Raw genomic sequence first — 22,329 nt, 5'->3', positions numbered from 1 at the left:
TATTTTCCCCCGTTCAATACAATCTATCTTGCATTTTACCATAATTACATACAAAAAGATTGTATAGATAAAAAAGAAAGCTCCGCCTTACTGGCGAAGCTTTCTCTCCTTTACGCCTGATAATGAGCTTCTACAACGCTCGCACAGCGGGAGCATAGATCCGGGTGCGAATCATCTTCGCCGACCGTTTCAGATGCTACCCAGCAGCGTTCGCATCGTTTGGCCGGGTGTTTTTCAACACGTACGGCAACATGTTCATAATCAGCTGCTTCTGGATCAGCATCCACTACATTTGCTTCGGATACAATAAGCAGCTGATGCAAGTTATCGATGCTTTGAAGCAGCTGTTTTGTTGCGTCATCTTTTGCAGCAATTGTCAGCTTCGATTCAAGTGATTTACCGATTACTTTCTCACTGCGCGCTATTTCCAAGGCTTTTAGCACATCATCACGAACGGCCATGAAATGATCCCATTTTCCAAGCAAGTCATCATGATCTGCAATAGACAGCTCTTCTGGGAAGTCAGTCAGCTGCACATAGTCAGCTTTCTCACCTGGGATGTAGCTCCATGCTTCTTCTGCAGTATGCGCAATGATTGGTGACAGCATCTGTACAAGCGCTTTGATGATTTCATAATACGCTGTTTGGATGCTGCGGCGTGCTGGATGATCCGCAGATTCGATATAAAGAATATCTTTCCCAAAGTCCAAGTAGAACGAGCTTAGCTCAACCGAACAGAAGCTTAAGACAGCTGAATATACATCAGCGAATTCGTATTTGTCATAGCTTTCACGCACACGCTTGATCAAATCAGAAAGCTTCACAAGCATATAACGATCTACTTCTTTCAAGTCAGCAAATGCAACACTGTCCTTCGCCGGCTCAAAGTCATGCAAGTTGGCTAACAAGAAACGGAATGTGTTACGGATCTTGCGGTATCCTTCAGATGTTTGCTTAATGATTTCATCCGAGATACGAACATCGGATTGATAATCAACAGAAGCAACCCACAGGCGAAGAATATCAGCACCGTACTGCTTCATGATTTTAGATGGCACGACAATATTACCTAGTGATTTACTCATCTTCTTCCCTTTACCATCAAGCGCGAAGCCATGGCTTAACACTGCTTTGTAAGGTGCTTTACCCGTTACAGCAACAGCAGTTGTCAAAGAAGAGTTGAACCAGCCGCGGTATTGGTCAGAACCTTCCAGGTACAAATCAGCTGGACGCTGCAATTCCGGACGATTTACAAGCACACCTTGGTGAGAAGAACCAGAATCAAACCAAACATCCATGATATCTGTTTCTTTTGTGAAGATACCATTCGGGCTATGCTCTGATGTAAATCCTTCTGGAAGCAAGTCTTTCGCTTCTCTCTCAAACCAAATATTCGACCCATGTTCTAAGAACAAATCAGACACATGCTGGATTGTTTCTTCTGTGATGATTGGTTCTCCATCTTCTCCATAAAAGACTGGGATTGGCACACCCCATGCACGCTGACGGGAAATACACCAGTCTTCGCGGTCACGGAACATATTGTAAAGACGTGTTTCGCCCCATTTCGGGAACCATTCCACTTCTTTAATTTGTTCGATAATTTGATCGCGGAATGCTTTAATCGAAGCAAACCATTGTGCAGTCGCACGATAGATAACTGGTTTTTTCGTACGCCAGTCATGCGGATAGGAATGTGTAAAGAATTCCAGCTTCAGTAAAGCACCTTTTTCTTCAAGAAGTTCGGTGATTTCTTTATTTGCTTTATCATAGAATACACCTTCAAAACCAGGAGCTTCTTTTGTGAATACACCTTTATCATCCAATGGGCTGATTACAGGCAGCTTGTATTTTTGACTAGCGAAGAAATCTTCTTCCCCGTGTCCAGGCGCTGTATGTACACAGCCTGTACCGCTGTCTGTAGTCACGTGCTCACCAAGGATGATAAGGGATTCTCTGTCATAAAACGGATGTTGTGCTGTCACATATTCCGCTTCTTTACCAGAGAAAGTTTTCACTACTTCTGGGTTATCCCATTCAAGTGTTTCTGTTACGCTGCTTAACAAATCTTCTGCTACGACGAATTTCTCACCGCCAACGTTAGCGACCACATAAGTTACTTCTGGGTGAAGGGAGATTGCAACGTTAGAAGGCAATGTCCAAGGCGTTGTTGTCCAGATGATGAATTTCTCATCTCCTTCAAACAAGTCTTTGCCATCTTTCACTTGGAAAGCAACATAAATGGATGCAGAGCGCTTATCTTGATATTCGATTTCCGCTTCTGCCAATGCAGACTCAGAAGATGGAGACCAATAAACTGGCTTCATCCCTTTGTAAATGAAACCTTTTTCAGCCATTTCACCGAATACTTTAATTTGAGCTGCTTCATAATCTTTTGTTAGCGTGATGTATGGGTTATCCCAATCTCCCCGTACACCCAGCTGTTTGAACTGGCTGCGCTGATTATCGATTTGCTGCATCGCATACTCTGCACACAGACGGCGGAATTCAGCAACCGTCATTTTCTTGCGGTCAACCTTCTTCTTCGTAAGCGCCTGTTCAATCGGTAAACCATGTGTATCCCAGCCCGGAACATATGGTGCATGGAAACCAGACATTGATTTATAGCGGACGATAAAATCTTTCAATACTTTATTCAGTGCATGCCCCATGTGTAAATCGCCATTTGCATACGGAGGTCCATCATGCAAGACGAAAAGCGGTCGTCCTTCGGTTCTTTCTTGTACTTTTTGGTAGATATTTTGTTCTTCCCATTCTTGCTGCATTTTTGGTTCTTTGTTTGGCAGGTTGCCGCGCATTGGGAAAGCCGTGGACGGCATCAGCAGTGTGTCTTTGTAATCCAATGTTCTTCCTCCTTATCATGACCAGCTATTTTCCGGGTAAATAAAAAGAGCCCCTCATCATCCCAAAGGGACGAGAGAGACTCGCGGTACCACCCTTATAGACAAAAGTATATTACTTCTATCCACTCGAATTCGTAACGTGAATGAGACGTCCATTTCTACTGCTTGCGGTTCGAATGGAAACTAACGGGTGATGTTCGGAAGAAATACCGCACCAGGCTCTCACCTTCCCTGGCTCGCTTCAGTCGGTATGGACTTCTTACTGTCCCGATCACAGTCTTTTTATCTGAGTCATGTTATTTGCTAATAATAGTAAGATTATATGTAAGTTTGCGAAAAACGTCAAGCGAGTCTTATTCAGCCGGCTCTTCTTGCGGCTCATAAGCTACTTCTGTCGCGAACAAACCATCCCAGTCATCTGTTTCAATCATCTCTAGCTGCGCTTCAACTAGCATCTTCAAACGCGTACGGAATACTTTTGCTTGCTTCTTCAGCTCTTCTACTTCAAGTGCGATTTGACGGGATTTGGAAAGCGACTCGTTGATAATGCGGTCTGCATTTTTCTCCGCTTCTTTAATAATCAGCTTTGATTCTTTCATCGCATTGCCTTTTACTTCTTCTGCTGTTTCTTGTGCTACTAAGATGGACTTGTTTAATGTCGTCTCAATATTATTGAAATGACCAAGGCGTTCTTCCAGCGTGCTTACGCGTTCCTCTAATTCCTTCTTCTCGCGGATGATGATTTCATAATCTTTTATCACCCTGTCAAGGAAGTCGTTTACATCATCTTCATCATAACCGCGGAATCCGCGGGCAAACTCTTTATTATGAATATCCAAAGGTGTTAATGGCACAACGGCCACCTCCTATTAATAGATCTATAATTGCTGTTATTCGACAAAGATAGCACAAAAGAGCTGATACTGCTACTTTAATTTTTCTAATGTAATACGCTGCTTGTCCTTCTTTGTCGTGCCCTTCACTTCCGTCAGCTTCCCTCTGCCTTTGCCGCGTAAAGAAATTAAATCTCCTTCGGCTAATGGGTAACTGCTATCTTCGACTGTTTTAAAATTAACTTTGACAAGACCTTTCTGGATGCTTAAAGATGCTTGCTGCCGCGACATACGATAAAGCTCCTTCATGACTGCATCAAGGCGGAGCGAGGATACAGATGCTTCCATTTGCATCCATTCTGCCTGTTCAGGACGAAAACGCGATGCATCCGCAAGCTCCCAGTTTACTTTAGCACGTTTCACTTCTGTCAAATTGGCCCGAATGTATACGGCGATATCAGCTGTTGTGAACAGCTGCATCACACCATCCTGCACGCTAATATCACCCAATTTTCTCCGATCTATCCCAAGAGACATAAATGCCCCCATCACATCGCGATGCTCCAAAGAAACAAACTTCACTGGGTAAGTTGCTTCCAGCATCACAATATCGAAGTCGCTGTCTGCCACAGCATCATAAAGCGGTGCGATGATGCCGCGTTTTCGCTCTGCCGCATCCGCACCACCTGAAAAAGCCCACTGCAGCTCAGTTTGCCCGCCGAGCAGCTGCCGGAAGATAAGCTGTTCTCTTGGATCAAGAAAATCGGTTACGCGTGGCTGATAAGTACGCTCTGCTTGTTCCATCCAGGAGAGGATCTGATCAATAAAAGGACGCTCCTCTTCCCGGTAATGCTGGTAAATACTCACGCTGCTGTATACTCCTTATTAGAAGATCATGAAATAAATTGTAGCTACTCCGCTCCGCGCCAGATTAAGGACAATCAGCGCTACAAGTGGCGATAGATCAATCATTCCAAGTGGAGGAATGAATCGACGAAATACATCTAAATATGGTTCACAAATCCTGCCAAGCATTTCACCGAATGCTGATTGTCTTGCTCCAGGGAACCATGACATCAGAATATAAATGATTAATGCAAAGGAATAGACCGTGAAGGCTGTACTAATTATGTTAAAGAGCATCTGCTTCTACCACCTCTTATTATACTCATCCTGTTCCTCTATCATATCGGTTATATTACCAGTAAGTTCGATATTGTCAGGAGCACACAGGAAGGTTTGGCTGCCTAGCTTTTGGATATCGCCATTCAGCGCATAAACGGTACCGCTGAGAAAATCCACAATCCGTTTCGCTTGCTGATGGTCAACGCGCTGCAGATTGAGTACAACTGCTTTTCTGTTCACCACATGGTCAGCAATTTCCTGCGCTTCATTGTACGTCCTTGGCTCGCAAAGTACTACTTTTGATGAAGCTTGGACACTTTTCAAGCTGACAACGTTTTGATTTTGACTGCGCTCCCGACCGTTAGGATACGGTTCTGCTTCTTCTGCGTCGTTTGGCTGTCCCTCCACGTACTCATACTCTTCATCATCCACTGTAAAGAAGTTCCGCATCTTATTTTTGAAACTCATATTTTCACCTCGCTTATTCGTATGGACCTACAAGGGCCGAGCCGACTCGGATATGAGTGGCTCCTTCTTCAATTGCTATTTGGTAATCATTGCTCATTCCCATTGACAACAAGGCACAAGGTGCATGCGCCATTCCCTCGTCAGCAACTTTATCACGTAGCTCTCTTAACTCGCTGAATACGCGGCGAAGTACATCTTCATCCTTTGTGTGAGGTGCCATCGTCATCAGTCCTGCAACTTCAATGGCAGGAAATGCTTCCAGCTGCTGAATGAAAGAAAGCGTCTCATCTGGTGACACACCTGCTTTTGTTTCTTCGCCGCTCACATTAACCTGAACAAAGCATTTAATTGTTTTCTCTGCACGTTTTTGAATTTCTTTTGCAAGTGATAATCTGTCAAGAGCATGCAGATAGTCTGCCTGATTAATGACATCTTTCACCTTCCTAGATTGCAAACTGCCAATGAAATGCCAAACAGCTCTGTCTCCAATGACCGCTTGCTTCTCTAAGAAGCCCTCAATCCGGTTTTCACCTAAATCGCCAATACCGGCATTGACCGCTTCCTCTGTTCGTTCAATTGTAACATATTTCGTAACGGCTAGGAGTGTAATATCCTCATAATTCCTGCCTGCTTTAGCAGCTGCTGCTTTTATTTTTTCTTGTATTTGTGCGAAATTCTCTTGTACCGTGTTCATACCTGCTCCTCTTTCATTCCGATAAAACCAATCATTCTGCCTGTTTTACCTTGATCTTGACGATGCGAATAAAATTCCGGCATCTCATATGTACAAAATGGTGCTGTTTTAATATGCGCATCCTTTACACCAGCGTCCAGCAAGTACAGTCGGTTCAGCGCTTGCAAATCTAAATAATACTTATCAGATTCCCCGCTTGCTGTGAGTACTTGCGCACGAAAGCGCTCCGGAATTTGCTGGAAGATACGGTCATCCACTTCGTACTTGTGCTTCGAAATGCAAGGACCAATCATTGCTTCTATGTTAGCAGGATTGGCACCTTGGCTGCCTAGTGCTGCAATCATTTTTCCAGCCATGTCTCCGACAGTACCGCGCCAGCCGGCATGCGCCATGCCAATCCAGCCAGTTTTTGCATCAGAAAAATACAGCGGAACACAGTCTGCAAAAAAAGCTGCCAGAAGCAAGCCCGGTTCATTGGTTATCAGGCCATCAACTGATGGGATGCTATCCGATAATGACTTGCTGCCCCGTCCAGCATCTTTCTTTTGCACAACTGCAATCTCTGTGCCATGCACTTGCTCGCCCAGCACCCAATTCGCTAGCGGAAACGCTATTTCGCCTGCAAGCAGCTCTCGGTTTTGAATCACATCCGCATCTTTGTCACCAACATGCAGTCCCATATTAAGGCTATCAAATGGTGATTTGCTTACACCGTTGTTTTTTGTTGTGATGCCGCTTACTATCCTGTTAGGAGCTGACCAGCCGCCAAGCTCCATATACAATCTTTGTTTATTGGAAGCTGCTTCTCTCATATGGTACTCTCACTCCTCTAATTGCTTTAATAGTACCATATTTCAGCTTTGTACTGTATAGGATTACTTTCCCTCTTCTTCTGCAACAGGTACAGCTTCCGGGCTTTTAATCAAGATAACATCTGTTCCTATTGTAATAATTTGGTGCCAAGGAACGACCAACTCTTCTTCCTTGCCAAACAATCCCATCGTTTTTCCTCGAAGTGTTACAACAATTGCTGCTATATGACCATTCTGTTCATTAATCTCTAAATCCGAAACATTTCCTACTCTTTTCCCGTTTTCCATCAAAATAATGTCCTTCATTTGCAATTCCGTTAATGTCATCTAAGCCAGACCCCTTTGTTGTTTTAATCTATTCTATGCGGCCAAGCTGATGATATGGCAATTAATATGGGGAAGTAGTTTTTGGAGCGGAAATTAAAGTACTTTTCTATATAAAAAAAGACACCTATAAAAGGTGCCTCTCATTCAAACATCTGCTTATTCATTTCTTCGATTGCTGCTTTCTCAAGTCTGGACACTTGCGCTTGGGAAATGCCAATTTCATCTGCCACTTCCATTTGTGTTTTGCCTTGGAAAAAGCGTTTGTTCAGTATCATCTTTTCTCTTTCATTCAAACGATGCATGCCTTCTTTGATTGATAGGTTGTCAAGCCATGTTCCATCGTTTTCAGACTCATTCCGCAGTTGATCTAAAACGAAAATCGGATCTCCTCCATCATTGTAAATTGGTTCAAACAAAGAGACCGGATCTTGAATAGCATCCATGGCAAACGTTATGTCCGAAGGCTCGATACCAAGCTCCGCCGCAATTTCCGCTGTAGTAGGGTCCTTGGAAGTCTTGGCTATCAGCTGTTCACGTACTTGTAACGCTTTATATGCCGTATCGCGTAATGACCTGGATACACGAATCGGATTATTATCCCGTAGGTAACGGCGGATTTCACCGATGATCATTGGCACTGCGTATGTAGAAAAACGCACATTATGCTTCAAATCAAAATTATCAATGGATTTCATTAGTCCAATACAGCCGACTTGGAAAAGATCGTCGACATACTCCCCGCGATTGTTAAAACGCTGAATTACACTGAGCACGAGACGAAGATTTCCATTTACGAGCTCTTCCCGGGCTGATATGTCGTTCTCTTGCTGCATGCGAATGAATAGTTTTTTCATTGCATCATTTTTAAGTACTGGCAGCTTCGAAGTGTCTACACCACATATTTCAACTTTTTGTCTCGACATGTTCTCTTTCCTCCCGACTGAAGATACGATCAAGCACAGTATCTCCCCGCAGGATTTTTTTTATGCAAAGACAAAAAGTGCCTGCTATTGTCTATGAAGGACAAATGCAGGCACCAGTTGGGCTTAAAGCATTTTATTAAATTCTTTTTGTAATCTTCTTATAATTTTCTTCTCCAAGCGGGAAATATACGATTGGGAGATGCCAAGCATATCCGCCACATCTTTTTGGGTCATCTCTTCCTGCCCAATCAGCCCAAACCGAAGTTCCATGATTTGCTTTTCTCTATCATTGAGCTGTTCTAAAGCTTTTTTCAGTAGATTTTTGTCTACGTTTTTCTCAATATCTTTTGTAATAATATCATCGTCTGTGCCTAACACATCCGACAATAGTAATTCATTTCCATCCCAGTCAATATTCAGCGGTTCGTCAAAACTTATCTCTGATTTCAGCTTGTTGTTTCGACGGAGGTACATGAGGATTTCATTCTCAATACAGCGGGATGCATATGTTGCGAGCTTGATTTTCTTTTCTGGGTTAAATGTATTAACAGCTTTAATTAAACCGATTGTCCCGATACTTATTAAATCCTCAATATTGATGCCTGTGTTTTCGAATTTTCTCGCAATGTAAACAACGAGACGGAGATTTCGTTCAATAAGCATAGCTCTTGCTGATTTGTCACCTGTAGGCAAGAGCTGCAGCAGTTTGAACTCCTCCTCCTTCGATAACGGTGGCGGCAATGCCTCGCTGCCGCCAATATAATAAATTTCCTTTCGTTTGATTCCTAGTTTGACCAGAAGTTTATACCACCAGATCTTGATCTTCCATGCTTTTGTTTTCATGTTTATCTCCCTTCCTTTTATCCTGCTTGCGTGCTGGCATCATGGACAAGTGACGGGTGCAGCAGACAGTGATAGCGCCGATCTGCGGTAAGACTGCCGAATTGGATACCAATCCAGACCCGATCTGTCGCTACCGATCCTTTATCTAGTTCAATTAAGATAGAATCCGGCTTCAAAACAAGCATCAGAGCACCTTCACCATTAACACCTTGATAGGGAACAACCGAAAAATTATAAGGCCAGTTATCCGGCAGCACGTCCAAATCCAGTTCCTGGTTTGCTTGAGACAATAAGTCCCACTCTTCCTCCCCGAACCAGTTTTGCAGAAAATGCTGATCACAAATGACAACAGGACGCTTTGTCATCGGATCTGATAAATGATTTCCGCTATCAATAAAGCCCGATGTTTTATGTGTGATCCCATTAATACTAACTTGTACGTCATGAATCTGGTCGTAACGAAATTGTTCAAAACGCTGCTTGTCCATTCTGTTTTTCGTAAAAAATAACGCGACTGGAAATGTGATGATGACAAATAGCCAGCTGATGTGATCTCCATACCCAGTGCTTACTGTCAAGAAGGAGGAAGGCGTGAATGCTAACTGGGTTTGCAGCATATAATGAACGGCGAATAAACAGCCGCCTACTGCGAATGTGACAAAATAAAAAAGGAACAGCAGCTTGATAAAACGTGAGATGGAGCGATATCCGAATGCACACCAGATAATAACCATAGAAAACACCAGTTTGCCTGCAGGATGTGCTGCGAGACTTTCCGGAAAGTAAACAGTCACAGGGACGATGAGCGATGCAAGGAGTGCACCTAGGAAGACACGCAGCTTACTTACTTGCAATCTCGCAATTGCTTGTGTACTTAAGAGCAGCAGCCAGTCCAAAAATAGATTGAGCGTCCAGACAGCATCAAGATAGATTGTCACATCAGCCCGTCCTTTCATCCTTAATAGATGAAGTTAGTATAACGGAGCAGGCATTCAAAAGCTGTCAGTTTATGCCTGTTACGTTCCACTATTTTTATGTCTTTTGCAGGCTTTTTGTCTAACGTTTTTTTGCATAAAAAAAAGGATAGCATCTCTGGATGCTATCCTTTGCCTATTTCCTTATCTTCTGCGATTGCGGTTGCGAAGGAATGTAGGAATATCAAGTGTTTCCTCTTCCTGCTTACGCGGCTGCGGTGAAGAAGAAGGTGTCTCACGGCGAAGCTCTTCCCGCTCTCTTCTTCTTTCTGTGTTTGCAGGCTGCTGCTGCTCTGTACTTTGTGTTTCTTTTTGTACAGGGCGTGCTTTTGGACGCGGCTGATTCATTGCTTGCTGAATCTGCGTCTCATCAAATCCTGTAGCAATAACTGTTACGACGATTTCATCTTTTAGATCTTCATTGATTACAGAACCGAAAATAACGTTAACTTCTTGGTCAGCTGCACTCGTCACGATGTCAGCAGCTTCCTGCACTTCATACAAGCTCAGGTTCGCGCCACCGGAAATATTCATCAAGACACCATGCGCACCATCGATGGATGTTTCCAGCAATGGAGAACTGATCGCCTTCTTGGCAGCCTCTGTTGCACGACTCTCACCAGTGGCAATACCAATACCCATAAGAGCAGAACCTTTGTCCGCCATGATTGTCTTCACGTCAGCAAAGTCAACGTTGATCAATCCAGGTACAGCAATCAATTCAGAAATACCTTGTACACCTTGACGCAATACATTATCCGCTTCACGGAATGCTTCCAGCATTGGTGTGTTTTTATCAACGATTTCCAGCAAACGGTCATTCGGGATAACGATTAGTGTATCCACGCTGCCTTTTAATGCTTCCGTTCCAGCAAGTGCTTGTGTTTGGCGTTTCCGCCCCTCAAAGGAGAACGGACGGGTTACGATACCGACAGTAAGTGCACCAAGCTCTTTCGCTACTTGTGCAATGACAGGTGCAGCACCTGTACCAGTTCCGCCACCCATACCAGCTGTTACAAAGACCATATCAGCACCTTGAAGTGCTTCTTGGATCTGTTCTTTGCTTTCTTCTGCTGCTTTTCGGCCAACCTCAGGATTTGCACCAGCACCAAGACCGCGTGTGAGTTTTGCACCAATTTGCATTTTCACATCCGCTTTGGAAAGATTCAATGCTTGAGAATCTGTGTTTACTGCGATGAATTCTACGCCTTGGACGCCATGCTCAATCATCCGGTTAACGGCATTGCTGCCGCCACCGCCGACGCCGATGACTTTTATCGTTGCTAATGTTTCCATATTTGTGTCAAATTCTAACATCTTAACGTCCTCCTATTTACAATCGTTCTTCCTGTATTAATGGAAGAATCATGTCTGTCTTAATCGAAAAAGTACTTGAACAGGTTAGCAAACCCTGATTCTTTCTTTTTCTCTTCGCCTTTTTTCTTTTGTGATTTAGCAGGTTTTGCCGGTCTTTTCTCCGGCTCGTCAAAATCTCCCTCAGAAACTGCTGAGAAGATTTCCTTCCCTTGTATTCTCGCATTACGATAAGCAAATTGCAAGATTCCGACAGCACTTGTAAATTGGGGTTCACGCACGCCTAGGTAATCTGGAATTGCCAATCTGACGTTCGCCTGGAAGCAGTCTTGTGCCAGCTCAAGCATCCCTGGCATCATCGCAGTTCCGCCTGTCAGCACATAGCCTCCAGGCAGTTCAGGGAAGCCCATTCGCTTGATTTCACTATCTGCATAAGCGTAAATTTCTTCCACTCGAGCTTCCGCAATGTCCGCTACATCAATCTGTGAAAGTGTTTGTTTCTTATTGCTGCCAATCATGGATGCTTCAAACGTCTCGTCTTCTCTGGCATCGTCATAGAAAGCATGTCCATATCCCAGCTTAATTTCCTCTGCTTCTTCTGAGGATGTTTTAAGACCAATAGATATGTCTTTGCTAATATTTTCGCCGCCAAGCGGAACAACGCTTGTAGACATAAGCTGACCATTTCCAAAAACAGAAACAGTCGTATTGCCTCCGCCTATGTCAATTAAGCCAACACCTAGGTTCTTTTCATCTTCTGAAAGGGCAACAGCCCCTGCAGCTAAAGGCTGCAGACATATATCCATTACTTCTAGGTTGGCTTTCTCGACGCATTTTAATAGATTATGTAAGACTGTACGAGAACACGTAATGATGGTCCCTTCCATTTCCAGCCGTACACCGAGCATGCCGCGCGGATCATTTATTCCATCTAGGCCATCCACGATGAACTGCTTTGGAATGACATCCACAATTTCACGTTCAGGAGGAATGGATACAACCTGTGCTGCTTCCATTACGCGAGAAATATCTTCATTATCAATCTCTCTTGTTTCACTGGACACCGCTACTACGCCATGACAGGACTGCAGTTGAATCTGATTGCCATTGACTCCTACTACTACCCGTTCAATTTGCATACCGACCATTCGCTCGGCTTGTTCTACAGCATTGCGGATCGATTGGACAGTCTGATCAATATCGACGATGGCGCCTTTTTTCAGACCATTCGATTTTGCAGTACCGACACCGATTATGTTAAGGGAGTCTTGAAATACTTCCCCAATAATCACTTTAATTTTTGATGTTCCTACATCTAAGCTGACTAAAATTTCACTGTTGTTCATGTAAGGCACCTCCTAATCCTAGAGACATGTCGCCAAGAAATCCTTTTAAATTTAACTCATCTTTTGTATTTGTGTGCAGACACGCATAATTATAACAAATTTCACAAGGGAATTTGCCGAAAAAGCGACATTCTGTAAGAATTTTGCCTACTACGCTAGTATTTGACTCGACTATACCGCATATAGCACGTTTATTCTACATAAACCGACAATATTATCGGTATTTCTGTACTTATTCGTCTTTTTCTTTTTAGCAGGTTCAAAATAAACACCTGCCCCCATGTGCAGCACACCATCCACATCGGGATCAAGCTGCGCAGCGATACTCGGGTAAGCCTCCATATTGTCGGCAAATGTCCGAATTGTTCCTTGCACTTCCATCCCGTCATTCATAAACAACTGGATGACGTACTTACTATCTTCCGTTGGCTTATAGTGAATCTCAGAGATAAGCCGGGTAATAGATACTGGAAGCTGATCAAGCTCCTCGGCGATTCCCTCCAAATACGTATCATCAGAAAATCCATAAAGTATCGGAGCATCTGATTTAGGCTGAGACCAATCCTTCTCCGAAATGCTCCCATTGGCGAGCAGCGCACGATATTTTCCGTCCTGCTGCAGATAACCAACTCTGCCCAGTTCCGCCACTTGGATTGTAACAGTTGCCGGAAATTCCCGGCTGATCGAGACGTTCTCGACTTCTTCATTTTTCTGAATTTGCTTGATTGCTTTGTCCTTATCAATTCGCCATATATTGTCCGAAACAGTAAGACCGCTGCTTTGGATAATGACCTCATCAGACAGAAAGTCATTGCCCTCCACCTTCAGACGATGGATATCGCTTAATGGAGATTGTAAGTAAACAATGATGGAAATCAGTACAAAGAAAATAGATAGATAGAACACTAGTCTTCTATTTGCTTTTTTCTTTCTGGCTTGCTTTAATTTTGGGATACGATCTTCGATGGAAACAATTTTTTTCTTTTCGCTCATTTCCTCTTCTTCCTATGCTGTACAGTTCAAAACTGCTTGTATTGTAATTATAAAATTATAACACATTCATATAGCGGAAGTAGTCTCCAATCCATTAAATTGTCAAATATCCGCTAGTAAAAGGGGTTCTTTACCTAATTACATAAGAAGCCGCCAATTTCCTTCCTCCAAGACGAAGAAATGATAACTTCCTTGCAGGATTTTCTTTCCCATTCTACCATGACATTCGATTGTTCGCCTTCCGTTCTGACGGTCAAAGGCTGCATTTTCATTTAGTAATTTTTGCCAACTGGTTTAGCACGGTTAATTAACACAAGCTTTATTAGAGATACAAGCCTAAACGATTCAAACAATACGGCAGAGCGAAGTATTGCTGCATCATACAGCCAACTACTCTTCTACCCCTTTTCAGAAAGAAAGAAACCTCTTTCAAGTAGAGGTTTCTTCCCATAAATTATTTGCTATTCCAACAAGTTGTTTTGCAAGTAAATCACGCGCTAAATTATTGGATGGTCCCATTACCATTCCCGCTCTGCTATCTCGATAAAATCGTTCCAGCTTTCCAATCTTATAGCCATAACCGCCGGTAATATCCATAGCAATTTGGGCGATATCATTTACTGTTTCAGAAGCATGAATCTTAAATGCCAGTAAATCTTGCTGGGTGGAGGGGGTGAGCATTTCTTTTTTTTGAACTTGCAAATCAATGTCGTACCGAAGCTGTTTCAGCCAAGCAGCCAATCCTTTGTATTGAATAGCTGCTTTGGCAAGCAATCCACGAATAACTTGATAGTCACTGAGGCTTTTATTCACATCTTGGTGGTGATTTCGCTTCGCATATGCTGTAATTTCTTCTACAATCCCCCCGGCCAATCCGGTCCATACAGAGCCAAGTCCAAGCAAGTAAGCGACACTATGCTCGATTATCTTTCTGCCGCCTCCTTCACCTCCAAGCAAATCTTCCTCAGGTACGCGTACGCCAGCAAATGTCAGTGATGCGCTATGATTGCCTCTGACTCCAAGTGCATCCCATTTTCCCCAGCTTATACCACGGTCTGTACCTTCAACTATAAAATAACTTAAGTCATTTGTTACCACTGCTTCTGGCGATCCAGTTTGTACGATATAAAAATCAGCAAAGCCACTGCTCGTCGTAAAAGATTTTTCTAAATCGAGCTGATAGCCACCTGGGGTGCGTTTCGCTCGGCTTGCATTAATCCAGTATCTTCCGCCAGATATACGTTCACTTGTTGATGTTGTACCAAACTTTCCTTCTTGTATTGGCAGCAGCCACTTTTGGTGCTGCGCCTCGGTACCATGCCGATAAATTGCATCCGCCGCTTCAATGTGCATCGTGTACACAAGACCAGTGGATGGACAATGCGCGGCAATTTTCTCTGCTATTACAGAGAATTCGGTATAGCCTGCAGCAAGTCCGCCAAGATGCTCGGGAAGCAAGATGCCATTTAATTTCTTTGCAGCAAGAGCCAGCATGTTTGCTTTCGGAAAGATCTTTTCCCGATCCAGCTGGTCTGCGGAAGGAGCTATCACCTGTTCCACTACAGCATCAACTAAAGATTGAATTATTTCTCGTTTGGTCTCTGCTTTATATGGCATACGTTACACCGTCTGCTTTCTAAACTGCTGCACTGCTTTCCCGGCTTGGCGTGCAGGATGGCGGTCGGGCAGTCTGCTGGTTCCGCTTAAATTTTCGCGCAACGTATCTCCTGCGTATTTTTCTCTAATTCTGCCCCGCTTTTGTAAAATCGGCACAACGTAGTCAGCAAGATCTTTAAACGTTCCTGGTGTAACAGCATAGGCAATATTAAATCCATCGACACCTGTTTGTTCCACCCAATCCTCCATCGCGTCTGCAACTTGTTCAGGTGTTCCAGCGACAACTGGACCAATCCCGCCGATACCGACAAATTCGGCAACTTCACGTACAGTCCATTTTTTGTTCGGATCGATTTTAGTAAACGTCTCTACCGCTGAGTGAATTGCTTCATTCTCCACAAAACGCAATTCTTCGTCCGGGTCATAGTCGGAGAAATCGATACCAGTCCAGCCGCCTAGTAAAACAAGTCCGCCTTCATAGCTTGCATAGCTGCGGTACTCCTGCAGCTTTTGCTGGGCAGATTCTTCTGTTTCTGCCACAATTGGTGTGAACAAGCTCATTACTTTTACCTCTTCCGGATTTCGGCCTTGACGCTTTGTCTCTTCCCGCAGCTTCTCTACATAGCGTTTTGTTACGGTAACCGTCGGCGTACTGATAAATACACATTCGGCGTGCTTCGCAGCAAACGCTCTGCCTTTAGGTGAGGAACCTGCTTGGAAGAGTACTGGTGTCCGCTGCGGGGAAGGTTCAGATAGATGCGCTCCTGGGACTTGATAATATTTGCCGTTATGATGGATGTCATGAACTTTGTCCGGATCGGTATATACCTTTCGAGCTGTATCTCGCACAACGGCATCGTCTTCCCAGCTGCCTTCCCAAAGCTTATAACAAACCTCTACGTATTCTTCTGCAATATTATAACGTTCATCATGTTTGATTTGTGTATCCAATCCCAAGTTTTTAGCTGCGCTTTCTAAGTAAGAAGTGACTATATTCCAGCCTACCCTGCCCTTCGTTAGATGATCCAACGTGGATACGCGGCGCGCAAAGCTATACGGATGCTCATACGTAACAGAAGCAGTAACTCCAAAGCCTAAATGCTTGGTAACTTGCGCCATTGCCGGCACAACAAGCAGCGGATCATTAACGGGTACTTGAGCTGCCTGGCGTACCGCTCCTTCCCTGGAGTTTTGATACACATCATACGTTCCCAGCACATCTGCTAAAAACAGCGTATCAAACTGCCCTTTTTCTAAAATCTGCGCTAGTTCTGTCCAATAATCCAAATCTTTATAACGATGCGCTTGATCTTTCGGATGTGTCCATAAACCAGGGGATTGGTGCCCTACACAATTCATGTCAAAAGCATTTAGATATATCCGTTTCTTTGTCATTTGTTATTCCTCCTTTGGTTATCGAACAGCAAGTCCTTCGTTGGTCGTATGTTGAAGCTGTGCTTTCGCAGCTGGCGTTAAAAATGCAGTTAAACAGAAACTGAGCGCATACATAATGGCAAATCCCCACACAACACCGACAATCCCCAGGTAATTGTTAAGCACACCAACAAGTACTGGTCCGATAAACTGACTGGCTCCTGCACCTAAATTAAGAACAGAGATGGCTGCGCCTCGATTGGCCGGTGCCAGTGTAGGCAAGATGGCTGACAGCGGTACAAAAGCTGCAATAGCTGCTCCAAAAAGAATGGCGTTCAGCAGGAGCATAGGGATATTCGCCCCAAATGCAACCGGAATATAGTAATAAAGCAAAGAACAAACAGTTGCACCGACACAGCCAAACCAGCGAACTACCCGAAGCCAGCCGATTCGGTCACCGAGCATACCAAATAATACCCCTGCCACCATATTACTTACAGACTGGACAGCCCAGAGCTGCAGCCACTGGCTTGTGGTAATATCCAAGAAACTAGTGAAGAAGCCTGGCATCACAACAACAAATCCATACCAGCCAGCTGTATTAATAGCACGCAGCAAACCACCTGCTGCAACACGCGGACTTTCCCATAGAATTGTAATTCCTTTCAATGCTTCTGCCCATTTATTACCCTTCACCTGGTCTTGAATCTTAATCCCCTGCCGGTCTTTATCATCGACAAGAAGCACACCTAAAGCACCGCCGATAATAATCCAGATAAGTGAACTCCACAGCGTTGCCATTTCACCGGCAAGTGGCAGCAAAATGCTAGGGTAGTACGAACCAAGGAACCCGATCCCGCCTGCAAACATAAAGAAAAACCAACCCATAGCCGTTGCCAGCTTGTGCTTTTCGGTACGATAAGCAATCCACACGATAAAAGCAAAAGCAAACAAAGGATATCCGAACCCGCGCAGCCCATACATAAGCACCATCATTGAAAAACTTTCTAAATACAGACCGAAGTAGAGAAAGCCTATTTCAAAAAGCACCCATGTAAGGAGACCTAACAGCATTGTTTTTTTCGGGCCAATTACCTCACCAAGTACTCCGGCAAGCCAAGAAGCAAATGTAAGTACAATGCCATAAGCGCTGAACATAATGGCAGATTGATTAGCAGAAAAACCTATGTCGACAACATACTTTGATAAAAATGCCTGCTCAATTCCGTCACCAGTCATAAACAACAGTATTGCAAGCAGCCCGCCGATAATTTGAATCGGCATTCCGAACAACTTCTTTTCCGCTAACAGAATCCGCATTACTTCTCCTCCTTTATTTCACTAAGCTAACAGCATCATTACGCCGAATCGCTTCGAGAAGGTGATTCGACTGCTCCCTTAATCTGGCGGCTGTTTCTTTTTCGGTAATTGGCTCGGTTGGATTGTCTTTCAAAATGTGCTGATCACATATATAAACGCCTTGCAAGGACTCTCCCTTTAAATTAGCGATAAGCGGCTTTAATGCATAATCAATTGCTAGCAGATGTGCTGGGCTTCCACCTGTCATAATCGGGAGTACAGGTTTGTTCGTAAAAGCACCTTGAGGCAGCACGTCCAGTAACGCCTTCAGCACCCCTGTATAAGAAGCCTTGTAAACCGGCGATGCAATAATGAGACCCTTCGCAGTCTCAATTGCTTTGCCAGCCTCCACAATTGCAGGACTGTCAAATCGCGCATAAACTAAATCCTCTGGTTTAAAATCAGTAATACTGATTACCTCTGCTGTGTAGCCTTGCTGCTTCGCCAGCTCACCTGCATAAGCAGCCGCCAGCAGCGACCTCGACTTTCGTGATGGACTGCCAGATAAAATAATAATGTCGGTCATGTTTCTTCTCCTCCTTTTTGGGTTAGAGTGACGAAACGAAAAAAACTCTCTTTTCCGAAGAAAAGAGAGCTTTGAGAAATCGTCCGCACTCTTATCTTCCAAGAAATTAATCTTGCTGGATTTAGCACCTTTCTGACAGTGTCAGAGGTTGCTGAAGCTTCAACGGGCCAGTCCCTCGGCTTCTCTTGATAAGAACTATATGAAATTAATTTACATGATACGTGGGCTGGAAAGGAAAGTCAATGCAATTGTGCAAATATTTTAAAAATAGCGCTTTACTCATTTAGTAAGGGAAAAGCACTTTTACTTGAGGCAAACTTAAGAAGGAATCTACACAGCTAACTTTGAAACGAAAACTAATAGAGAAAACTAAAGCTTACTATACCGGCTCACATTCAGTAGTATCCCGACAGAACTTAAGGTCAGTGTCAGCGAGGACCCTCCATAACTTAAAAATGGTAGGGTTATGCCGGTCACAGGAATCAATCCGGTGACGACGCTGATATTTATCATTGCCTGGATGGCAATCATCCCTGTAATCCCTAGGGCTAGCAGACTGCTGAATCCATCAGGTGCACGCAGCGCAACTTGAATTCCCCGCCACAAAAACAGCAGGAATAAAAGCATCACACCAGCTCCGCCGATGAAACCAAGTTCTTCGGCCAAAATAGCAAAAATAAAATCTGTTTGCGGTTCAGGTAAATAAAAGAATTTTTGCAAACTGTTTCCTAAACCTAGCCCCATAAGCCCTCCTGGTCCAATAGCGTACAGCGATTGAATGATTTGGAACCCTTCTCCCAGCGGATCTTCCCAAGGATCCAAGAAAGCGGTTATACGCTTAATTCGATAAGGAGCTGACAAGATTAAGGCTGCAAAAGCCCCTGCTCCCAGCACGCCTAGTCCGACAAAATGGGAAATCCTCGCCCCGCTAACGAGAATCATTACCATACAGGTGAGTACAAGGACTACGCCTGTTCCAAGGTCAGGCTGAAGCATAATCATTCCGAATGCGGTAAAGACAAGCAGCAGCGAAGGAAGAAACCCTTGCTTCAAGGAAGTAATATACTTCTGTTTGGCTGATAGATAGACGGCTAAATAGATGATCAAGCCTAGCTTCGTAAATTCAGAAGGCTGAATACTGAATGCTCCGATTCCAATCCAGCTTCGTGCTCCGCCCCGCACCATTCCGATACCTGGTATGAGCACAGCAATAAGCAAAAGGAAACAAATCAGCAGAAGCACTTTCGCATATCGGCGCCAATTCTCATAATGCACCCTGGAGATGAGCAGCATGGCAGCCAGCCCTACTCCAGCAAACAACAACTGTCGCTTGGCAAAGAAGAAACTGTCATCGAATTTATAACCCGCCCAAATTGCTGAAGCACTGTAAACCATAATGATACCGACTGTCAGCAAACCACCAATAGAGAATAGCAACAGCCAGTCCGTCTTTGGAAGATTACTTTTACGCAAAGAAAAACCCCATTTCCTTGATTGGAATTGGGGGTCCGCATGCAGCGAAGCGGCTGAGCAGGACAAGCCCCTACTCTAATGTATGCACCGCTTCAACAAACATGTTTCCTCTTTCTTCAAATGTTCTGTACTGATCCCAGCTTGCACATGCAGGTGACAGCAGGATCACATCGCCGCTCTCCGATAGACGATAAGCGGCTTCTGCAGCTTCTTTGACGTCTTCCACATACTCAATAAGCTCTATACCTGCCAGATAAGCAGTTTCCCGAAGCTTTTCAGCTGTTTCACCGAATACGACTAAAGCTTTCACATGTTCCATGAATGGGACAAGTGTCTCAAACGTATTACCGCGATCCAATCCGCCAGCAAGCAGAATCGTCGGCTGCTCAAATGCTGATAAAGCTTTAGACGTAGCCAATATGTTCGTAGCCTTGGAATCATTATAAAATGCTCTGCCGTTCAGATGCTTGATATACTGCAGTCGATGTTCTACACCTGAGAAAGATTTCAATACGTGCTGAATGCCTTCATTTGTAGCTCCAGCAAGCTTTGCAGCAGCGATTGCTGCAAGAATATTCTCCAGCTGATGGCCGCCTACAAGCAGAATATCGTCGATAGCCGCTACGGCTTCGTCTTTAAAATAGACATGTGTTTCATCATACCAAGCCCCGTCAGCAAGCTGTCTGGAACCAGAGAAAGGAACAAGCGTCGCTTTGGCATCTTTGACAATATGCTGCAAACGCTCATCCTCTGCATTATAAATAAGATAATCTCCCGCATCTTGGTTGCGGAAAATATTTGCTTTCGCTTGTTCATAGTTCTCTAATGAATGATGGTAATCTAAGTGAGCCTCAAAAATATTCAGCATAACGGCAATATGAGGTCTGAATTGATCAATTCCTTGCAGCTGGAATGAGGAGAGCTCCAAAACAAGCCGATCATCTTCGTTTGTTTTATCTGCCACTTCGGATGCTGCCGTGCCGATATTGCCTGCTACATATGTACGCACTTGACTTTCTTTTAGCATTTCATATGCAAGTGTTGTTGTTGTCGTTTTACCGTTCGAACCAGTAATCCCGATAAGTGTTCCTTTGTGAAGCAAGCCAGCCAGTTCTACCTCTGTCAATACTGGAATATTTCGTTCCATCGCTGTCTGTACAATCAAATTTTCGTAACGGATACCCGGATTCTTGATTAGAACATCCATACCATCGAGGAGATCAACTTCCTGCACACCAAGCTTCACTTCCGCTCCCTTTTGCTCCAGAATGGTTACTAATTCATCCTGATTGGAAGCATTTAGGTCACTAACGCGTACATTGCGACCATGCGCTAGCAGGGTACTGGCAGCAGCGAAGCCGCTCTTCGCCAAACCAAGAACAAGTACGCGTTTATATGGGAATAGCGTCTCAAAATCTCGCATCATAATCCCACCTTCATGTACACGCCGATAACAGCGAATAATAGTCCTACAGCCCAGAAGGTCGTTACAACACGCCATTCGGACCATCCAGACAATTCATAATGGTGGTGAAGCGGACTCATCTTAAAGACCCGTTTACCTGTTGTCTTAAACGAGATTACCTGAATCATGACAGAAAGTGTTTCAATAACAAACACACCGCCGATTACGATTAGCAAAATCTCCATTTTCGTCAGAATGGCAACAGCAGCAATTGCCCCGCCAAGTCCTAGTGAGCCTGTGTCTCCCATAAAGACTTTCGCAGGATGGGCATTAAACACAAGGAAACCTAGCAAAGCGCCGACAACTGCCAAAGCAAATACTGTCACTTGCGTTTGTTGTACATCATAATACGCGACAACAGCAAATGCTCCAAAAGCAATTGCTGCGGTACCTGCAAGCAGTCCGTCCAGTCCATCGGTCAAGTTAACTGCGTTGGATGCACCAACCAGCATAACAAGGATTAAGAAGAAATAACCCCAGCCTAGATCCCATTGAATCGATGTTCCAGGAATTTGTATGTAAGTACCGAAATCATTGTAGCGAAGCAATCCATAAAAAACGATTGCAATTATAATTTGTCCAAGCATTTTTTGTTTGGATGTCAGCCCAAGGTTGCGCTTCATTGCAACTTTGATGTAATCATCCAGGAATCCAAGCAAGCCATACCCGACTAGTACAAACAAAAGAAGCCATGTTTCCAGACTAATCTGGATTCCTCCGATTGCATGCATAATCCATGTTGAGACGACAATGCTGATGATAATCATCACGCCGCCCATTGTCGGTGTACCCGACTTTTTCATATGTGATTTAGGTCCTTCCTCACGAATACTCTGACCGAATTTCAATCTGCGTAGAAATGGTATGACTATTGGAGAAATAAGGACGGTGACGATGAATGCTACCGCAATTGTCACAAGTAATAGTGCCACGTTCATTGTTGTTTCCTCCTTTAAAAAAGCACCCGTCCAATCAATTCAAGATGCACGAAAAAAGCAT

21 protein-coding genes, 1 riboswitch and 1 other annotated feature are annotated in these 22,329 nt (G+C 44.1%); all 21 genes read right to left on the bottom strand.

Translation table 11 applies throughout. The features are described from left to right. Positions 1 to 110 precede the first annotated feature (110 nt). Positions 111 to 2,864 (bottom strand): isoleucine--tRNA ligase, encoded by a 2,754-nt coding sequence (ileS, locus tag KS242_RS07605; protein WP_217323776.1) that lies wholly within the window; start codon positions 2,862 to 2,864, stop codon positions 111 to 113. A gap of 63 nt (positions 2,865 to 2,927) precedes the next feature. Beyond that, positions 2,928 to 3,148 (bottom strand) — a binding site (T-box leader). A 69-nt stretch (positions 3,149 to 3,217) separates the two neighbouring features. Continuing rightward, entirely contained in the window at positions 3,218 to 3,718 is a 501-nt protein-coding gene (locus tag KS242_RS07600) for a DivIVA domain-containing protein (protein WP_077309727.1), read from the bottom strand. 72 nt (positions 3,719 to 3,790) lie between these two features. Continuing rightward, positions 3,791 to 4,564 (bottom strand): YlmH family RNA-binding protein, encoded by a 774-nt coding sequence (locus KS242_RS07595; protein ID WP_217323775.1) that lies wholly within the window; start codon positions 4,562 to 4,564, stop codon positions 3,791 to 3,793. 18 nt (positions 4,565 to 4,582) lie between these two features. Next, positions 4,583 to 4,840 carry a YggT family protein gene (locus tag KS242_RS07590; protein ID WP_217323774.1) on the bottom strand — a complete coding sequence of 86 codons (258 nt, stop codon included), beginning with the start codon at positions 4,838 to 4,840 and terminating at the stop codon, positions 4,583 to 4,585. A 6-nt stretch (positions 4,841 to 4,846) separates the two neighbouring features. Further along, positions 4,847 to 5,290: a cell division protein SepF gene (locus KS242_RS07585; protein WP_217323773.1), complete on the bottom strand. Its 444-nt coding sequence runs from the start codon at positions 5,288 to 5,290 to the stop codon at positions 4,847 to 4,849. A 13-nt stretch (positions 5,291 to 5,303) separates the two neighbouring features. Continuing rightward, the gene (locus tag KS242_RS07580) at positions 5,304 to 5,984 is read right to left on the bottom strand and encodes a YggS family pyridoxal phosphate-dependent enzyme (RefSeq protein WP_217323772.1); all 681 of its coding nucleotides are present in this window, start codon (positions 5,982 to 5,984) and stop codon (positions 5,304 to 5,306) included. Next, positions 5,981 to 6,796, bottom strand: coding sequence for a peptidoglycan editing factor PgeF (pgeF, locus tag KS242_RS07575; protein WP_254391839.1), 816 nt, complete (start codon positions 6,794 to 6,796; stop codon positions 5,981 to 5,983). Before pgeF ends, KS242_RS07580 begins: the two co-directional genes overlap by 4 nt. 63 nt (positions 6,797 to 6,859) lie before the next feature. Next, positions 6,860 to 7,123: a YlmC/YmxH family sporulation protein gene (locus KS242_RS07570; RefSeq protein WP_217323771.1), complete on the bottom strand. Its 264-nt coding sequence runs from the start codon at positions 7,121 to 7,123 to the stop codon at positions 6,860 to 6,862. A 140-nt stretch (positions 7,124 to 7,263) separates the two neighbouring features. Then, on the bottom strand, positions 7,264 to 8,046 hold the full coding sequence (gene sigG, locus KS242_RS07565) for an RNA polymerase sporulation sigma factor SigG (protein ID WP_077309739.1): 783 nt from the start codon (positions 8,044 to 8,046) through the stop codon (positions 7,264 to 7,266). A 123-nt stretch (positions 8,047 to 8,169) separates the two neighbouring features. After that, the gene (gene sigE, locus KS242_RS07560) at positions 8,170 to 8,889 is read right to left on the bottom strand and encodes an RNA polymerase sporulation sigma factor SigE (RefSeq protein ID WP_217323770.1); all 720 of its coding nucleotides are present in this window, start codon (positions 8,887 to 8,889) and stop codon (positions 8,170 to 8,172) included. Positions 8,890 to 8,906: 17 nt separating this feature from the next. After that, positions 8,907 to 9,827: a sigma-E processing peptidase SpoIIGA gene (gene spoIIGA / locus KS242_RS07555; protein WP_217323769.1), complete on the bottom strand. Its 921-nt coding sequence runs from the start codon at positions 9,825 to 9,827 to the stop codon at positions 8,907 to 8,909. A gap of 180 nt (positions 9,828 to 10,007) precedes the next feature. After that, positions 10,008 to 11,180 carry a cell division protein FtsZ gene (gene ftsZ / locus KS242_RS07550; protein WP_217323768.1) on the bottom strand — a complete coding sequence of 391 codons (1,173 nt, stop codon included), beginning with the start codon at positions 11,178 to 11,180 and terminating at the stop codon, positions 10,008 to 10,010. A 59-nt stretch (positions 11,181 to 11,239) separates the two neighbouring features. Beyond that, a complete protein-coding gene (ftsA, locus tag KS242_RS07545) occupies positions 11,240 to 12,523 on the bottom strand; it encodes a cell division protein FtsA (RefSeq protein WP_217323767.1) in 1,284 nt (427 codons plus the stop codon). Positions 12,524 to 12,694: 171 nt separating this feature from the next. Beyond that, positions 12,695 to 13,516 (bottom strand): cell division protein FtsQ/DivIB, encoded by an 822-nt coding sequence (locus KS242_RS07540; protein WP_217323766.1) that lies wholly within the window; start codon positions 13,514 to 13,516, stop codon positions 12,695 to 12,697. A 429-nt stretch (positions 13,517 to 13,945) separates the two neighbouring features. Continuing rightward, positions 13,946 to 15,133 (bottom strand): acyl-CoA dehydrogenase family protein, encoded by a 1,188-nt coding sequence (locus KS242_RS07535; RefSeq protein ID WP_217323765.1) that lies wholly within the window; start codon positions 15,131 to 15,133, stop codon positions 13,946 to 13,948. A gap of 3 nt (positions 15,134 to 15,136) precedes the next feature. Next, positions 15,137 to 16,528 carry an LLM class flavin-dependent oxidoreductase gene (locus KS242_RS07530; protein ID WP_217323764.1) on the bottom strand — a complete coding sequence of 464 codons (1,392 nt, stop codon included), beginning with the start codon at positions 16,526 to 16,528 and terminating at the stop codon, positions 15,137 to 15,139. Between the two features lie 18 nt (positions 16,529 to 16,546). Next, positions 16,547 to 17,827 carry an MFS transporter gene (locus KS242_RS07525; protein WP_217323763.1) on the bottom strand — a complete coding sequence of 427 codons (1,281 nt, stop codon included), beginning with the start codon at positions 17,825 to 17,827 and terminating at the stop codon, positions 16,547 to 16,549. Between the two features lie 13 nt (positions 17,828 to 17,840). After that, a complete protein-coding gene (gene ssuE, locus KS242_RS07520) occupies positions 17,841 to 18,392 on the bottom strand; it encodes an NADPH-dependent FMN reductase (protein WP_217323762.1) in 552 nt (183 codons plus the stop codon). Positions 18,393 to 18,480: 88 nt separating this feature from the next. Next, positions 18,481 to 18,587: riboswitch (SAM riboswitch) on the bottom strand. A gap of 174 nt (positions 18,588 to 18,761) precedes the next feature. Further along, positions 18,762 to 19,865, bottom strand: a complete 1,104-nt coding sequence (gene spoVE, locus KS242_RS07515) for a stage V sporulation protein E (protein ID WP_217323761.1) — start codon at positions 19,863 to 19,865, stop codon at positions 18,762 to 18,764. Between the two features lie 70 nt (positions 19,866 to 19,935). Then, a complete protein-coding gene (murD, locus tag KS242_RS07510) occupies positions 19,936 to 21,288 on the bottom strand; it encodes a UDP-N-acetylmuramoyl-L-alanine--D-glutamate ligase (RefSeq protein WP_217323760.1) in 1,353 nt (450 codons plus the stop codon). Then, positions 21,288 to 22,268, bottom strand: a complete 981-nt coding sequence (gene mraY, locus KS242_RS07505) for a phospho-N-acetylmuramoyl-pentapeptide-transferase (protein ID WP_217323758.1) — start codon at positions 22,266 to 22,268, stop codon at positions 21,288 to 21,290. Before mraY ends, murD begins: the two co-directional genes overlap by 1 nt. Positions 22,269 to 22,329: the final 61 nt, after the last annotated feature.

The organism is Terribacillus sp. DMT04 (genome assembly GCF_019056395.1).
Taxonomy (GTDB): Bacteria; Bacillota; Bacilli; order Bacillales; family Amphibacillaceae; genus Terribacillus; species Terribacillus aidingensis_A.
The sequence above is the reverse complement of the archived record's forward strand: the minus strand, read 5'-3'. Positions and strand labels throughout refer to the sequence as shown.

Excerpts from the sequence above, each read along its gene's own strand:
- sigG (WP_077309739.1), bottom strand. The coding sequence starts at position 8,046 with ATGTCGAGACAAAAAGTTGAAATATGTGGTGTAGACACTTCGAAGCTG.
- KS242_RS07590 (WP_217323774.1), bottom strand. The coding sequence starts at position 4,840 with ATGCTCTTTAACATAATTAGTACAGCCTTCACGGTCTATTCCTTTGCA.
- KS242_RS07530 (WP_217323764.1), bottom strand. The coding sequence starts at position 16,528 with ATGACAAAGAAACGGATATATCTAAATGCTTTTGACATGAATTGTGTA.
- KS242_RS07525 (WP_217323763.1), bottom strand. The coding sequence starts at position 17,827 with ATGCGGATTCTGTTAGCGGAAAAGAAGTTGTTCGGAATGCCGATTCAA.
- KS242_RS07540 (WP_217323766.1), bottom strand. The coding sequence starts at position 13,516 with ATGAGCGAAAAGAAAAAAATTGTTTCCATCGAAGATCGTATCCCAAAA.
- KS242_RS07570 (WP_217323771.1), bottom strand. The coding sequence starts at position 7,123 with ATGACATTAACGGAATTGCAAATGAAGGACATTATTTTGATGGAAAAC.
- mraY (WP_217323758.1), bottom strand. The coding sequence starts at position 22,268 with ATGAACGTGGCACTATTACTTGTGACAATTGCGGTAGCATTCATCGTC.
- ftsA (WP_217323767.1), bottom strand. The coding sequence starts at position 12,523 with ATGAACAACAGTGAAATTTTAGTCAGCTTAGATGTAGGAACATCAAAA.
- ftsZ (WP_217323768.1), bottom strand. The coding sequence starts at position 11,180 with ATGTTAGAATTTGACACAAATATGGAAACATTAGCAACGATAAAAGTC.
- ssuE (WP_217323762.1), bottom strand. The coding sequence starts at position 18,392 with ATGACCGACATTATTATTTTATCTGGCAGTCCATCACGAAAGTCGAGG.
- KS242_RS07535 (WP_217323765.1), bottom strand. The coding sequence starts at position 15,133 with ATGCCATATAAAGCAGAGACCAAACGAGAAATAATTCAATCTTTAGTT.
- sigE (WP_217323770.1), bottom strand. The coding sequence starts at position 8,889 with ATGAAAACAAAAGCATGGAAGATCAAGATCTGGTGGTATAAACTTCTG.
- KS242_RS07580 (WP_217323772.1), bottom strand. The coding sequence starts at position 5,984 with ATGAACACGGTACAAGAGAATTTCGCACAAATACAAGAAAAAATAAAA.
- KS242_RS07585 (WP_217323773.1), bottom strand. The coding sequence starts at position 5,290 with ATGAGTTTCAAAAATAAGATGCGGAACTTCTTTACAGTGGATGATGAA.
- murD (WP_217323760.1), bottom strand. The coding sequence starts at position 21,288 with ATGCGAGATTTTGAGACGCTATTCCCATATAAACGCGTACTTGTTCTT.
- pgeF (WP_254391839.1), bottom strand. The coding sequence starts at position 6,796 with ATGAGAGAAGCAGCTTCCAATAAACAAAGATTGTATATGGAGCTTGGC.